The organism is Streptococcus cristatus, assembly GCF_963529205.1.
Taxonomy (GTDB): domain Bacteria; phylum Bacillota; class Bacilli; order Lactobacillales; family Streptococcaceae; genus Streptococcus; species Streptococcus cristatus_O.
Window position 1 is genome coordinate 1 of record NZ_CAURYF010000008.1, and the last position, 14509, is coordinate 14509.

The 14509-nt window shown below is 38.3% G+C and carries 14 protein-coding genes; 1 reads left to right on the top strand and 13 read right to left on the bottom strand.

Features of this window, described 5'->3' with window-relative positions; all coding sequences use genetic code 11:
- Nucleotides 1-150: 150 nt before the first annotated feature.
- The 11 genes from RWS39_RS02905 to ychF all read right to left on the bottom strand — a co-directional run bounded on the left by RWS39_RS02905 (nt 151) and on the right by ychF (nt 12034).
- Nucleotides 151-633 carry a sigma-70 RNA polymerase sigma factor region 4 domain-containing protein gene (locus RWS39_RS02905; RefSeq protein ID WP_314480272.1) on the bottom strand — a complete coding sequence of 161 codons (483 nt, stop codon included), beginning with the start codon at nt 631-633 and terminating at the stop codon, nt 151-153.
- Nucleotides 634-848: 215 nt separating this feature from the next.
- Nucleotides 849-2819 (bottom strand): ATP-dependent zinc metalloprotease FtsH, encoded by a 1971-nt coding sequence (gene ftsH, locus RWS39_RS02910; protein ID WP_314480275.1) that lies wholly within the window; start codon nt 2817-2819, stop codon nt 849-851.
- 17 nt (nt 2820-2836) lie between these two features.
- Entirely contained in the window at nt 2837-3379 is a 543-nt protein-coding gene (gene hpt, locus RWS39_RS02915) for a hypoxanthine phosphoribosyltransferase (RefSeq protein ID WP_314480278.1), read from the bottom strand.
- A 4-nt stretch (nt 3380-3383) separates the two neighbouring features.
- Nucleotides 3384-4661 (bottom strand): tRNA lysidine(34) synthetase TilS, encoded by a 1278-nt coding sequence (gene tilS, locus RWS39_RS02920; RefSeq protein WP_314480281.1) that lies wholly within the window; start codon nt 4659-4661, stop codon nt 3384-3386.
- On the bottom strand, nt 4658-5941 hold the full coding sequence (locus RWS39_RS02925) for a serine hydrolase (protein ID WP_314480283.1): 1284 nt from the start codon (nt 5939-5941) through the stop codon (nt 4658-4660). Before RWS39_RS02925 ends, tilS begins: the two co-directional genes overlap by 4 nt.
- The gene (locus tag RWS39_RS02930) at nt 5934-6062 is read right to left on the bottom strand and encodes an SP_0009 family protein (RefSeq protein ID WP_125372373.1); all 129 of its coding nucleotides are present in this window, start codon (nt 6060-6062) and stop codon (nt 5934-5936) included. Before RWS39_RS02930 ends, RWS39_RS02925 begins: the two co-directional genes overlap by 8 nt.
- A 2-nt stretch (nt 6063-6064) precedes the next feature.
- The gene (locus RWS39_RS02935) at nt 6065-6433 is read right to left on the bottom strand and encodes an FtsB family cell division protein (RefSeq protein ID WP_015604164.1); all 369 of its coding nucleotides are present in this window, start codon (nt 6431-6433) and stop codon (nt 6065-6067) included.
- Entirely contained in the window at nt 6426-6692 is a 267-nt protein-coding gene (locus tag RWS39_RS02940; protein WP_005591371.1) for an RNA-binding S4 domain-containing protein, read from the bottom strand. The genes RWS39_RS02935 and RWS39_RS02940 overlap by 8 nt, the downstream gene beginning before the upstream one ends.
- An 88-nt stretch (nt 6693-6780) precedes the next feature.
- Complete coding sequence (mfd, locus tag RWS39_RS02945; protein WP_314480289.1) at nt 6781-10284, bottom strand: transcription-repair coupling factor; 3504 nt, start codon at nt 10282-10284, stop codon at nt 6781-6783.
- Nucleotides 10277-10846: an aminoacyl-tRNA hydrolase gene (gene pth / locus RWS39_RS02950; protein ID WP_125383157.1), complete on the bottom strand. Its 570-nt coding sequence runs from the start codon at nt 10844-10846 to the stop codon at nt 10277-10279. The genes mfd and pth overlap by 8 nt, the downstream gene beginning before the upstream one ends.
- A 72-nt stretch (nt 10847-10918) precedes the next feature.
- Complete coding sequence (gene ychF / locus RWS39_RS02955; protein WP_125383155.1) at nt 10919-12034, bottom strand: redox-regulated ATPase YchF; 1116 nt, start codon at nt 12032-12034, stop codon at nt 10919-10921.
- Between the two features lie 165 nt (nt 12035-12199).
- Here ychF and RWS39_RS02960 point away from each other — a divergent pair, with 165 nt between their 5' ends.
- Nucleotides 12200-12694: a DUF1307 domain-containing protein gene (locus RWS39_RS02960; protein ID WP_314480293.1), complete on the top strand. Its 495-nt coding sequence runs from the start codon at nt 12200-12202 to the stop codon at nt 12692-12694.
- A gap of 241 nt (nt 12695-12935) precedes the next feature.
- Here the strand turns inward: RWS39_RS02960 and RWS39_RS02965 are convergent, their stop codons facing one another.
- Nucleotides 12936-13130: a DUF951 domain-containing protein gene (locus RWS39_RS02965; RefSeq protein WP_005591376.1), complete on the bottom strand. Its 195-nt coding sequence runs from the start codon at nt 13128-13130 to the stop codon at nt 12936-12938.
- A 161-nt stretch (nt 13131-13291) separates the two neighbouring features.
- The gene (gene dnaN, locus RWS39_RS02970) at nt 13292-14428 is read right to left on the bottom strand and encodes a DNA polymerase III subunit beta (RefSeq protein ID WP_314480296.1); all 1137 of its coding nucleotides are present in this window, start codon (nt 14426-14428) and stop codon (nt 13292-13294) included.
- Between the last annotated feature and the right edge of the window lie 81 nt (nt 14429-14509).

Below are 14509 nucleotides of genomic sequence, written 5' to 3' on the forward strand. Positions count from 1 at the left end.
CTATATCAGTATATCACCTATCTACTCCCTTGTCAACACTTTTTTGAATTTTTTTTATCTTTTTTTCATCTTTTCTTCCAAACCCCTCTAAAACTACCTATAAACCAATATCTTAAAAGGGAAAGATAAACTCTCCCTTTTACTCTATTCCTAAATAATTATCTCAGAAAAATCTGATAAGTATGCCCCCAAGTCGCGCAACAGACTCTGACGTCCCTTAAACCGTTCGTCACCTAGTAAGCGGTGGTATAACTCTAGTTGTTCTTTGTCTAACTTGGAAGTGTAGGCTGCTAACGAACTTCGAAGAGCAACCAAATCATCTAAGGCTAGTTCGCGCTTGCTCAGTCTATGACTAATGGTGCTGACTTCCTCATAGCATTGACGGTCAAAGCGGCGTTTTTGGCTCTCTTGCTTGCGAAGTATGTCATGAATATGATTCCGAAATTTTGTCTTGAAGTAGCGATAGAGGCGACTTTCGTCTTGACTGATATCTGGATGACTTTCTTCCAGCTGGTGATAAACCAGCATACCTTCTTGTTCCCAGTCACTACTCTCCCATAAATGTACATAATAATCTCGTGCACAGCGCCGGACGATCCACTGCACTTTCTCATAGCGTTCCTTGAAGTTCATGTTATCTCCTTTTTCTTTGATAATATGATTCTACAAGAAAAGCTCTTCCCTCAGGCCTCCTGTCCCTATCCTGTCTATTTTATACCCTAACTGGTACTTAATGTAAGAAATTTCGGCATCTCAGAGACTTTTTATGACATGTTAGGCTTTAAAGAATAAAAAAATAGCTTGATTACACAATTAGTAATCAAGCTATTTAATAAGAAAAGCATCTCTTAATTTTCTTCCATTTTGGATTTTATTTCATCATAGGAAAGGGCATGTGCTTCTCGTTCCAGGTCTTTTTCAGATTCTTCTGGCATATGACCTGTTTCATAGAGAGATTTAATTTGGGTGCTATCAAGCGTTTCATATTTAAGCAATGCTTCTGCAATCAATTTATGGGTTTCACGATTTGCTTGAATAATCTCAGCTGCTTTGTTTCTTGCTTCATTTAGTAATGAACGAACTTCCTCATCAATCTCATAGGCTGTTTGTTCTGAAATTGATTTTTGAGGACTTTGTGCACCAAACATAGCATGATTACCTTCATATTGAACCGGACCAAGTTTTTCACTCATACCGTATTCAGTGACCATTGCACGCGCCATCTGTGTAGCTTGTTCAAAGTCATTAGAAGCACCTGTCGTTTGTACATTGAAAATGATTTCTTCAGCTACCCGACCACCCATGAGACCAGCTAATTGCTCTTTCATATCCTCTTTAGAGATAATCATTTGATCTTCTTTAGGAAGTGCAATCATGTAACCACCTGCACGTCCACGAGGGACAATGGTTACCTTGTGGACGACACGCGCATTTGATAGAACAAGTCCGACAATCGTATGTCCCGCTTCATGATAAGCGACAATCTGACGATCACGCTCTGAAACTGTCTTATCTTTCTTAGACGGTCCTGCGATTACTCTGTCTTCTGCTTCATCAATATCATCTGCATCAATGACTTTCTTGTTCCGACGAGCAGCAACTAAAGCAGCTTCATTCAAGACGTTTTCCAAATCAGCACCAACAAAACCTGGTGTCTGCTGAGCAACTAGTTTCAAATCAACATTTTTAGCCAGCGGTTTATTCTTAGCATGAACGCGAAGAATAGCTTCCCGACCCTTCACGTCAGGGCGACCAACCAAGACTTTTCTGTCAAAACGGCCTGGACGTAGAAGAGCTGGATCAAGAACATCTGAACGGTTTGTCGCAGCAATTACGATAATTCCTTCATTGCCCTCAAAACCATCCATTTCAATCAAGAGCTGATTGAGGGTTTGTTCTCGTTCATCATTACCGCCACCGAGGCCAACACCACGCTGACGACCAACAGCATCAATTTCATCGATGAAGATAATTGCAGGCGCTGCTTTTTTCGCATCTTCAAATAAAGAACGAACACGGCTTGCTCCGACACCAACGAACATTTCAACAAAGTCAGAACCTGAGATGCTAAAGAAAGGAACACCAGCTTCACCAGCAACCGCCTTAGCAAGCAAGGTCTTACCAGTCCCTGGAGGGCCTTCCAAAAGAACACCTGCCGGAATACGAGCACCCAGCTTAGTATAACGTTTTGGATCTTTTAGAAACTCAACAACTTCAACAAGTTCTTGTTTTTCCTCTTCTGCACCAGCAACGTCTGAGAAGCGTACTTTGATATCTTCTTTATTGGCAGCACGAGCTTTGTTGCGTCCAAAATTCATAGCGCCACGGGCACCGCCACCGCCGCCTTGATTCATCATAGACATAAAGATGAAGGCAATGATGATAAATGGAACCAAGGAAATCAAAAGATTAATCCACATTCCACTAGAACTTTCGCGCTTAATAGTTACCTCTGTCTCATGCTCAGCAGCTAGCTTTTGCAAATCAGAAACTGTTGTATCTGATGGCAACACAACACTGGTAAATCTGCTAACTTTTGAAATTTCCGGACTGAAAAACAGGATTCCTGTCGTATCTTTTGATTCTTTAGGTTTTTTGTAAGTACCCGATACCTCGATAATACTACCATTTGGCTGGTAGCTCATCTCCGTAACATTATTATTTTGGATTTCTTTTACTAATTGACTGTAGTTGATTTGCTGGCTACGACCTGTCGCATTTCCTGTAAAGAAATACTGAAAGCCTGTAACAAGGACTACAATAATTAGAATATAGAGAAAAGGATTTTTTATAAAACCATTATTTTGTTTATTTTTCATTTATATCTAGTAAACCTTTATTTTGTATAAACTTCTTCTTTCAAGACACCTACATAAGGAAGATTGCGATAATACTCATCATAATCTAGTCCATAACCCACTACAAATTCATTTGGAATTGTAAAGCAAGTATAGTCCGCCTCAATATCAACAATGCGTCCTTCTGGCTTATCCAACAACGTAACAATTTTTACAGATGCTGCATTTCTTTCTTTGAATAAATTACACAAATTCTTCAAAGTTTGGCCAGTATCGATAATATCTTCGACAAAAAGAATATCACGACCCGTAATATCTTGATCAATATCTTTGATAATATTAATCACGCCACTGCTAGTTGTACCGCCATGGTAACTAGACACCAGCATAAAATCTAATTCAATATCTGTATCCACGTGTTTGATTAATTCGGCCATAAAAGGGACTGAACCCTTCAAAATTCCTACAAAAATAGGCTTTTTACCTTGATAGTCTACTGTCAGCTGTTGGCCCAATTTTTTTGCCGCTGCTACGATTTCCTCATGAGAAACCAATACTTTTTTAATATCTTGTTCTAGCATAATTTTACCTATCTAATTTCTGAATATAAAGTACAGTACTCATTATATCACTTTTTAATTCCTTACTCAAATCACTGATAGCGATATTTACAATTGCCAAGATCTGCTGATTTTGCTCCACAATAATCGCTTTTTCGCGTTCTTCAAATGGAATTTTTTGATCAATGAATAGCCGACGAAGTTTTTTGTGATGTCCCTTCAAACGAAGATAATCACCTGTTTTCCTGTGACGTAAAAGAAGTGGTGTTTCACGTGAAACAAAAATCGCTTGAACATTTTCACCCTCCAAAGGAAAGCCAAATGAGAATTGATAGTCCCCAAATTGAAGTTGATTACCACATTCTAACAGAATTGAGTCCATTTTCAAATCAGACCTACGACTGATTTTTCTGATTTCAAAGTGCTTATAATCCTTCACCAATTCATATCCATCCTTTAAAGGGTGTATGTAATTAGCCTTGGTTCGTAAAATGCCTAAGATTTCTACAAACTGCTTTTTATTTAGATTTAAAGAAGGAAATTTCTTTAAATATTCCTGCAGAAGGAAATTTTGAACTTCTGGAATTTGCCGCTCAAACACTTCAAGTTTTGTAATGTCCAATCCCTGCGTCAGATGAGACAAAGCTGTCTGTAAATCCTCAACCTCTTTCCCTAAAGAAATCAGAGAATCCTTAAAGCGTGGATTTTCCTTTTCAAGACTGGGAAGATAGAGATTACGGATCCGATTTCTGAGATAGTCATTTTGAAGATTGCTCTCGTCTTCAAAATGCAAAATATCAGGAAAGTCTTGCTTATGAAAATAAAGCAGAGGTCGGATTAATTCCCCGTTTGCAAAGGGTTGAACCTCTGTCATTCCAGACAAGTGGCGCAGTCTTGCTCCTCTTATTAACCTCATAAACACCGTCTCGGCCTGATCATCAGCATGGTGAGCCGTTACCAAGGCCGTGTAGCCTTCTGCCAGCATGATTTCTTCAAAAAAATGATAGCGAAATCGCCGAGCTTTTTCCTCAGAAAAATCACCAGAAAAATTTGAGCTGAAAAATTTCACACCAAGTTGCTGGGCAAAATTTGACAGCTCTTTTTCTTCCATATTCGATTCTGGACGTTGCTTGTGGTTGACATGCGCTATTCCCAGCTCAATCTCTAGCTCTTCCCTGTTTTGGTACAAAAGATGGAACAAAGTCATCGAATCCAAGCCACCAGAAACTGCTACCAGCACTTTTCGATGATTTTGAAAATACCGCTTTTCCTGCACTTGCTTGCGAAACTTCTGATCAATCATTTCAGAACTCCGTACACATCATCTGCGATTTTAGAAATTGTATCGTAATCCGAATTGTTCGTAAGAATGGCAATGATAAATGGCGAATCCGCATACACAATAGCGACATCGTGCTTGAAGTCGTAAGCATCACCGATTTTATGAGCAACTTTTACATTGATGTTTTTAGAAATTCGCTGATTATCATAATTTGTCTGAGATAAGGCATCAATAATCATGCCATTTTGCTCATAAATGGCTTCCATAACATTACCTGCCATTCGAGCTGAAGCTTGTCTGCTTTCCACATCCCACTTCTTGCCCGCAATTTTTTCAATAGTATTTTGAAATTTGCTATCAGATTGATTACTTGTATAGTAGGCGAGGATATTGTGGCCAACATTATCCGACTCTTTTGCTACACCATTGATTAAGTCCTGCACAGAATATTCCTTATCATTTGCTGATTTGGAAATACTGCCGCTTCCCTCAGGGTCATAGGCACCTGCAAAATCATTGACAGCCGCTGTATATTTTAACTTTTTATCCAAGGAAATGGTATGATTGTTCAGTTGCTCCTGAACATAATAAAGATAAGGAATTTTCGTCACACTGGCTGAGTACATTTGTTGATCTGGATTAATTCCTGCTTCTTTGCCCGTGTCTAGCTGTTTTACATAAATTGAAAAGTCAGCTTTTTTGTACTTAGAATTTAAAAGCTCCTGAACTTTTTCCATTCGATTATCTTCTTGGGAAAGAAAATCAACAGAAACCCAACCTTGACCTTCAATTTTAGCGTATTCTCCCTTAGCTGTTTGAGCAATTTGTACTACCTTTACTTTGCTATAAGCAGGTAGTTTAGCTGCAATCTTTTTAGAAGAATTGATCGGGATAGTATCGTAGAGCACATAGTTAGGGACCAGCCATCTTTCCTGTTTAACATCTGTGATAGACTGAACCGTATCCTCATAAATACTATTTTTATCTGCAATTACAAACTGGCCATTCTTTAATTTAAAGATAGGAATCCCAGCCTCATTCACGTGCAACTCTGTCAGCTGTAATGGCTGATCCGGCAGAAGTTTCCCAGCTACCTTAGTCAAAGTAGCATCTGTAAAAGTAGGCGTTTCTTCATAAACATTAGGATTTGTAGGGATACTCGTATGGTAACGGCCATAAGCTGTACCTGTCAACTGATACTTTTCTTCTTCGTCTAAAACAAGTTCCTTTTCAGTACTGATTGCTGTTTGACTGCTCCATAAAGCTGGCAGTAAAAATATCAGCAAAAGTAACTTACGCATGACCTCCCCTTTCCTTTTTTGTTTCTTGAAGTTTTAAAGCTTGATTCTTTTCGGATAATTCTGCTAGTTTTTCATCCGAAAAAGATAAAAATTTCTCTATATTTTGAAGTAAATTTTCCATGATTATTGTGGTAATAAATCTGGTGTTGTGTAAATGTATTCTCCTTCTTTTGAAAAAGAATACTTGGCACGAGCATATTTAGCAGCGTAGCTGTCATCTTTCAACTTGGTCGCAATATCAGACTGGTATTCCTTATCTTCACCTAGTTTTTCATATTTTTTTTGTAGTTGTGCATATTGAGCACGGCGATTAAGTAAAGTTTCGTAGCTCTGGTATAAATTATAGGCTGGAAGGATAAAAAGTAGCATGACTAAAATTAGAACCCATCCCATAAAACGATTTCGCTTCCGACGCTCCTCATCGAGGTATCTACGACGCTGATTTTCATCTTGGATAAAGCGATTATTTATTTGAACAATATTTCTAGACATTTTCTTCAATCCTTGTCTCACTGATAATTTCATACATTTTAGCAGCATCTTCTTTTTTAGTGCTGTCTTTCATTTCTAGCACCCGCACTGTTAACAGCTTATTGCCAAAACGAACTTCAATTTGATCATTGATTTTCAAATCTGTCGAACTTTTTGCCAGGATTCCATTTACCTTGATACGACCTTTATCTGCTACCTCTTTAGCTACAGGGCGCCGCTTGATAATGCGTGATACCTTTAAATATTTGTCTAATCTCATAGTCTTTTCCTCGATTTTCTCTTAATATTCTATCATTCTTTTGAAAGAAACAAAGCTTAAAAGCTGAAATTTTACCGAATTGTAATGTTTATTCAGCTTTTCGATTCTTGATTTCTACCAGTTTCTCACCAAAGTTCAGCAAGTTTTCCAAAATCTCGAAATCTTTTTTATTCCGAACATCAAAAATGACTTCAATCAAGCCTTGCTGCTCTCCAATTCGAGCTTTTAGATTTGTCGCTGACAAGGCTTCAAAATAATCCTGGGTCAGATAGATTTGCTGAGAAATTTTTTCAAAACGAATAGTGACAGACTCTTGCTTCCGCTCAACAAGTGTAACAAAAGCTTGATCAAGATAGGATTTGACTAAACCAATCTCCAGTAGGTAAGCCACTACATCCGGATATTCTCCAAAGCGGTCAATCAATTCATCTTGCAGATGTTCATAGTTTACACGATTGTCAATTTCACGAATTCTCTTGTAAACCTCGATTTTCTGACGCTCATCAGAAATATAATCATTCGGAAGATAGGCATCAATCTGAAGATTGATTTCAGCGTTGCTTTTTTGGCGCTTGGTTTCCTTACCTTGCTTCTTAGCAATGGCTTCTTCTAAAAGCTGAGAATACATTTCAAATCCTACAGAATCAATGAAACCAGACTGTGAACTTCCTAAAATGTTCCCCGCTCCTCGGATAGACAAATCCCTCATCGCAATCTTGAATCCAGATCCTAACTCGGTAAATCCTTTAATGGCTTCTAGTCTTTTTTCTGAAACTTCAGTCAGAGATTTATCTGGCCGATACATAAGATAGGCATAGGCGATTCGGTTGCTGCGGCCAACCCGGCCACGAAGTTGATACAAGGTTGACAGCCCCATGTGGTCAGCATTTTCGATAAAGAGAGTATTTGCATTTGGAATATCGACACCAGTTTCGATGATCGTTGTTGTAACTAAAATATCGTATTCGCCATTAACAAAGTCTAGTAAGGTATTTTCTAAACGCACCTCTGTCATCTGTCCATGAACATAACCAATTGAAGCCTCTGGAATCAACTCTTTTAATTCTGAAACTTTTTGCTCAATAGTGTCAACTTTATTGTAAAGGTAGTAAACTTGTCCGCCTCGGTCTATTTCACGTAAAACCGCATCCCGAATAACAGTCCTATTATTCTCTAAAACATAAGTTTGGACTGGATAACGATTTGTCGGTGGTGTTTCAATGACCGATAAATCTCGAATCCCTAGCATCGACATATGAAGGGTTCTTGGAATAGGGGTAGCCGTCAAGGTCAGCACATCAACCTTCTTTTTTAGTTCCTTCAACTTTTCCTTATGCTTGACACCGAAGCGCTGCTCTTCATCTATCACCAGTAGCCCCAAATCGGAGAATTTTACATCTGCTGATAGGAGGCGATGGGTACCGATAATAATATCAATCTGCCCTTTTTCCAATTTTTCCAGAGTCTCTTTTTGCTCCCCTTTACTTCTAAAACGACTGAGAACATCGACATTCACGGCAAAATCATTGAAGCGTTCTTTAAAGTTTGTGTAGTGTTGCTGAGCTAAAACAGTGGTCGGAACCAAGATAGCCACCTGTTTATGGTCGTTGACAGCCTTAAAAGCAGCCCTCATAGCCACCTCTGTCTTCCCAAAACCAACATCGCCAACCAAGAGTCGATCCATTGGACGGTCGCTCTCCATATCCTTCTTGATTTCCTGAATGCTTCTGAGCTGATCTTCTGTTTCCACATATGGAAAGGCATTATCAAACTCTACTTGATGCTGGTCGTCACTAGAAAATTGGAAACCTTTTAATTGACTACGCTCTGCATATAATTTAATAAGGTCATCGGCAATGTCTTCAACCTGGTGTTGTACTTTTTGCTTCGTTTTTTGGAAACGCCCATCATTTAGCTTGTTAATTTTAGGTGCTTTTCCATCGCTAGCTACATATTTAGATAGAAGGTTGATTTGATCCACTGGAATAGAGATACGATCCGCATTCTGATACTGAATCGTCAAATAATCCCGATGAACTCCTGAAACTTCAATCGTTTCAATTCCTAAATAGCGACCAATACCGTGGATATTATGAACCACATAATCGCCTTTTTCCAGTTCATTATAGTCTTTCAATCTTTCAGCATTAGAAATATTTTGACGACGAATCCTACGTTTGATTTTTTTCTGAATCATCTCATGCTCAGTAATCAAAACGATTTTTTCATCGACAAAATTAAATCCTTGAACTAGATTTCCTTCTATGAGCTGGACAGCTTTTTCATGGATGTCTTTTTCCTTGATGTAATCTAAATGAATCTCATAATCCTGTAAAGTTTTATGTAAACTTTGTAAACTTGAGGCTGAATTTGCTTGTAAGACTACCGTATAGTCCGATTTCCTAAAGCGATTGATTTCTTCTTTTAAGAGAGGAAACTGACTAAAGAATTCCTGCATTGGATATTGATTAAATTGATAAAGTGCATCAAATTTTAGATTTCCTAAGCCTTTATGGAAATTAGAAAAAAATGTAGCAGGTTTATATTTACGATAGTCCTGATAATTATTTGCAAAGTATTGTTGATTTGACAGTGCTTTACTATTTTGTAAATCATCTGTCAAGATATCGGCAACTTCTAACTCAAACTGTGCATGCTTGTCCATTATCTTTTGAAAATCATCAAAAAATATAGGAGTGTGCGTTGGCAAATAGTCTAAAATGGTCCATTCTTTCTGATAGAAAAAGGAAAGAAATTTACGAATATCTGCATGATGAGATTGCTCTCTAACAGAGCTTAATACTTCTTCTAAATAGGATTTTAAAGAAGGATCAAGAACCGTAGAGAGGGACGCTTCTAGATTTTTCTGTCCCCTTGCATAATCTTCTTCCGTCAATAAAAGGTCTGTGACAGGCTCTATCAAAATCTGTTCCACATTTTCAAGAGAAAGTTGATTTTCAGGATTGAAAATCCTTATGCCATCAATCTCATCGCCAAAAAATTCTATCCGATAAGGATATTGAGCCGAGCGTTCAAAAATATCTAGAATATCCCCTCTCAGACTGTACTCTCCTTGACTGAGAACCTGAGAAACCTTTTTATAACCATTACTTGACAAGGAATTTACTAGGTTGTCAAGGTTATATTCTTCAGTAACAGAAAGGATAAGCTCAGATTGTTTAAAAATATCAGGCTTAGGCAAGAATAAACGACTGGCTGCGACGTTGATGATCAGAATCCCATTCTTCTCTTTGTCTGATAAAAAATTCATGGCCTCTAATCTGGCAAAGATTTTTTCTTGCGATGAAAAAACAAACTCAGCCAAAGGGGTATCATCTGCCAAGAAAGTATAGACTTTTTCTTCCCCCAACAAAGAAAGCAAATCACTAGCTAGACGCTCTGCTTCATTTTGACTAGAAGTGATGACTAGGATTTTATCCTGCTCTTCTAAACTACTAGCAATCGCTAAAGCCTTTGTTGAAGCTGAAAGTCCCATCACTAACTGACGGGTCTTCTTTTGTAATTGTCTCTTCCAGTCTACAATTTGTCGGTTTCGACCAAATAGATCAAGTAGTGTCATTGTCTTATCCATTGTATTGTTGCATGGTCTGCTCAAAATTCTCAGTTTGTAAATAATGATTTACAGCACTGTCAACTTTATCTAATGTATTTAAAATACTGATATAATCTTCCTCATCAAATTTTCCTAAAACATGATGAATAACTGACATATTATTTTTAGGTCTTCCAATGCCAATTTTCACTCGCTTGAATTCCTGTGTTCCAATATGTTTAATGATGGACTTAATACCATTGTGCCCGCCAGCTGAACCTTTGGTACGAAGACGAATTTTCCCAACTTCCATATCCAGATCATCATAAATAACGAGTAAGTCATCTATATCTAAGCCGTAGTAAGTGAGCAAGGCATGGACTGCTTTCCCACTTTCATTCATAAAAGTAGTCGGTTTTGCAAAATAGACTTTTTCTCCATTCAAGAAAGTTGAAGCAATGTCTGCTTGAAAAATCTTATCTGCTGTAAACTTTAGATTTAATTCTTTACACATCTTGTCAACCAACATAAAACCTACATTATGTTTGGTTTCGAAATATTTATCTCCTGGATTTCCCAATCCAACAATTAATTTTGTCATTTTACTCCTTTATAAAAGCCAAAAGGGCTGGAAATTTCTTTCCAACCTATGTATTTTAAATTTACACTTGATTTACACGTTAAAGCGGAATTCCATAATATCGCCATCTTGAACGATATATTCTTTTCCTTCTTCACGCAAACGTCCAGCTTCTTTTACAGCCTTTTCAGATCCATATTTTACCAAATCATCATAAGACATCGTCACTGCACGGATGAACCCCTTCTCAAAGTCTGAGTGAATGATGCCAGCTGCTTGAGGGGCTTTCATACCACGCTTGAAGGTCCAAGCTCGGACTTCCTTTTCACCAGCTGTAAAATAGGTTCCAAGTCCCAACAAATGATAGGCTGCACGTGTCAATTTGTCTACACCTGACTCCGTCAAGCCGATAGCTTCCAAAAATTCTGCCTTGTCTTCATCGTCCAGTTCAGAAATTTCCTCCTCGGCACGCGCTGAGATGACAACAACTTCAGCATTTTCTGTAGCTGCAAATTCACGAATCTGCTTCACATAGTTAATATTGTCTGGATCTGCAACTTCATCTTCACCGACATTGGCCACATAGAGAACTGGCTTAGTCGTTAAAAGAAAGAGACCTTTGACGATTTTTTGCTCTTCTTCTGTAAACTCAACTGTTCGAGCTGACAGACCATCTTCCAGAACAGGCTTGATTTTCTGCAAAACATTAAATTCTGCAACAGAGTCCTTGTCCTTCTGGGTACGAGCCATCTTCTCAACACGCGCATAGCGTTTGTTAATGCTTTCCAGATCGGCCAAAATAAGCTCTAGATTGATGGTCTCAATATCAGCCATGGGGTCGACAAAGTCAGACTCACGGCCCTGTTCCCGCATGACATTTTCATCATCAAAGGCACGGACTACATGGACGATCGCATCTACTTCGCGGATATTGGCCAAGAATTTATTTCCCAGACCTTCTCCTTTTGAAGCTCCCTTTACAATACCAGCAATATCTGTAAATTCAAATGTAGTGGGAACCTTCTTTTGAGGTTTAATCAATTCTGTTAGTTTATCCAACCGCGAATCCGGAACTTCTACCCGCCCGACATTTGGATCAATGGTCGCAAAAGGGTAGTTAGCAGCTTCTGCCCCTGCTTTTGTAATTGCATTAAATAAAGTTGACTTGCCAACATTAGGCAGTCCCACAATCCCTGCTGTTAAAGCCATTCGTATCTTCTCCATTCATCTTTTCAATCCAAACCATTATACCATAAATCCTTATCCTAAACAGCGGATTTGAATGAAAAATTTCCTTCTTTCTGGATAGAAATAGAAAATATTTCTGCAAAAAATGATATAATATAGTTAATATTTTGATAAAAGGAGTTAGCCATGAAAAAAATGACAATGAAAACCTTTGTTCTTTCTTTCTTGACGATATTTACTTTACTTTTTTTAGCTGCCTGCAGTAGCAGTCCTAAAAAAGCCTATTTTCAGTTGATTGATCAAAAGACCAAGCAAGACAGCCGGATCACTCTTGAGTATAAGGGAGATGATTTGCTGAACAATGAAACCAGCAATGTTTTCTATTATGAGCCTATCGGATTGACAAAAGATACCGCCAAAGAACAAATTGGAGGCTATATGCAAACTCTGGAAAACATTAAAGGACTTACTAATAAAATCGAGTATAAAGACGATCATTTGACGCAAAAGATGACGATGGATTTTAGCAAGGCAGATATTTCAGAACTGAAAAGCAAGCAGCTTATTCAAACAGATGGAGACCAAAAAGCTAATTATATCAGTTATAAAGAAACGGTAAAATCTCTTGAAGCTTCTGGCTATAAAGAAGTCAAAGACGGCAAATTTGAAGAACTTAAATAAAAGCAGAAAAACGAGGCTGGGACAAAAGTCCTAGCCTCTCAATTGTCTTTAGATTGTCGAGCAAGACGCAGTGGTTGAGTGGGCTCTACTACGCTGATTTCATCAGCTTTTACAGCCCTACTCAACTGTGCGGAGGTGGGACGACGAAATCGAATTCTAACGAATGACCGATTTCTGTCCCAATCTCGTTCTTTGTTGATGAGGCAGCTCATTCAAAATCAAGCTAAGTCTCAAATATGGACTATTCAATGACCTTCTTCATTTTTCTTTCAAAATCATATCTGCTCATCATGACAACGTGTTCGCAGTTGCTGCAGCGAATCTTAATATCTGCTCCCATGCGGACGACTTCCCAACGATTGGCCTTCTTGCCCGTCGACTTAATGGTACAGGCATGGGGCTTTTTCATTTCTACAAAAGTTCCAAGTTCGTACATTTTCTCTCCTTTTGACAATCTTTTTTTATTATCTTAAAAATACAGATTGGCGCTTCTCTCCATTCTAGCTGTATTATACCACAAGTTTAGAGTCAGCTGGCTTGTAAATGATCAAAATAAGACAAGGCGGATCGAGTCAACCTTGTCTTAAATCTTATCTTCTAATTAGTACGGACTGGTGTGATCAGCTGGATAAAGTTTTCAGCATCTTCGCTTGGTACCAAGGTGAAAGGACGAACGGCTGAAATAAAGCTGATGGTCACCTTCTCACTATCAACTGCCTTTAGCGCTTCGATCAAGTAGGTAGGATTGAAACTGATAGTCAAATCTTCTCCTGAAACACTTTCTGTATCAATTTCTTCATTCACGCGCCCAACTTCTGGTGAATGGACATGAGCGCTGACAATGCCCTTCACAATTTCCAATTTCACTGTTCCATTTTGAGTTGCATTGGACAGAAGACGAGACCGTTCCATGGCATGACGTAAATTATTGGTATTAAAGGTCACAACGCTTGAAAATTCTGTCGGAATCAGGCGGTCTGTGTCAGGATAGTTTCCTTCCAACAGGCGTGTATAGAAGCTGATATTTTCACTTCTAAAGAGAAGTTGATTATTGGCAAAGAAAACCTCTACTGTTTCAATTTCGTCTGTAAAAACAGCTGTAAATTCACGCAGAGAACGGCTAGGAATCACCACATCGAAGTCATCCCCCTTCTTGTCCAAAGTAATTTTCTTTTGGCTCATCCGGTGAGAGTCTGTCGCAACTGTTTTGAGGGATTGATTATCTGTCAAGACAAAATGAACACCCGTCAAAATAGGACGACTTTCTTGCGTACTGGCAGCAAAAGCCGTCTCATTGATGATATTTTTGAGGACTTTTGTTTCTAAAATCAAAGGATTGCTGGTAGAGACTTCCTGGATACGTGGGTATTGATCTGCATCTTTTCCTTTTAGCGTAATTTCTGACTTGCCGCTGGTAAGGACGATTTGTTTTTGCTCAATTTCTTTAAAATCAAGCACGATATCTGGCAAGCTAGAAATGACATTGATAAAGAAATTTGCTTCGAGGAGGATTGAACCTGGTGAAGTAATCAAGAGCCCAGCATTCTCATTTTGAACTGAAATGAAGTTTTCAATGGAAATTTGACCATTGGAACCAATCAAGGTAATGCCTTCTTTCGTTACATCAATTTTAACCATTGATAAAATTGGAATAGCGTTTTTGGTACTGATAGCTCTTTTAGTTGTATTCAAAGCTTGTAGGAATAAAGTTTTATTAATAGAGAAGTGAATCATAGGGACTCCTTTTATTATTTATGATTATTAAGTTAATAGTAATAGTAGTTCTTGTGGAAGCTGTGGAAAAATGGAGCAAAG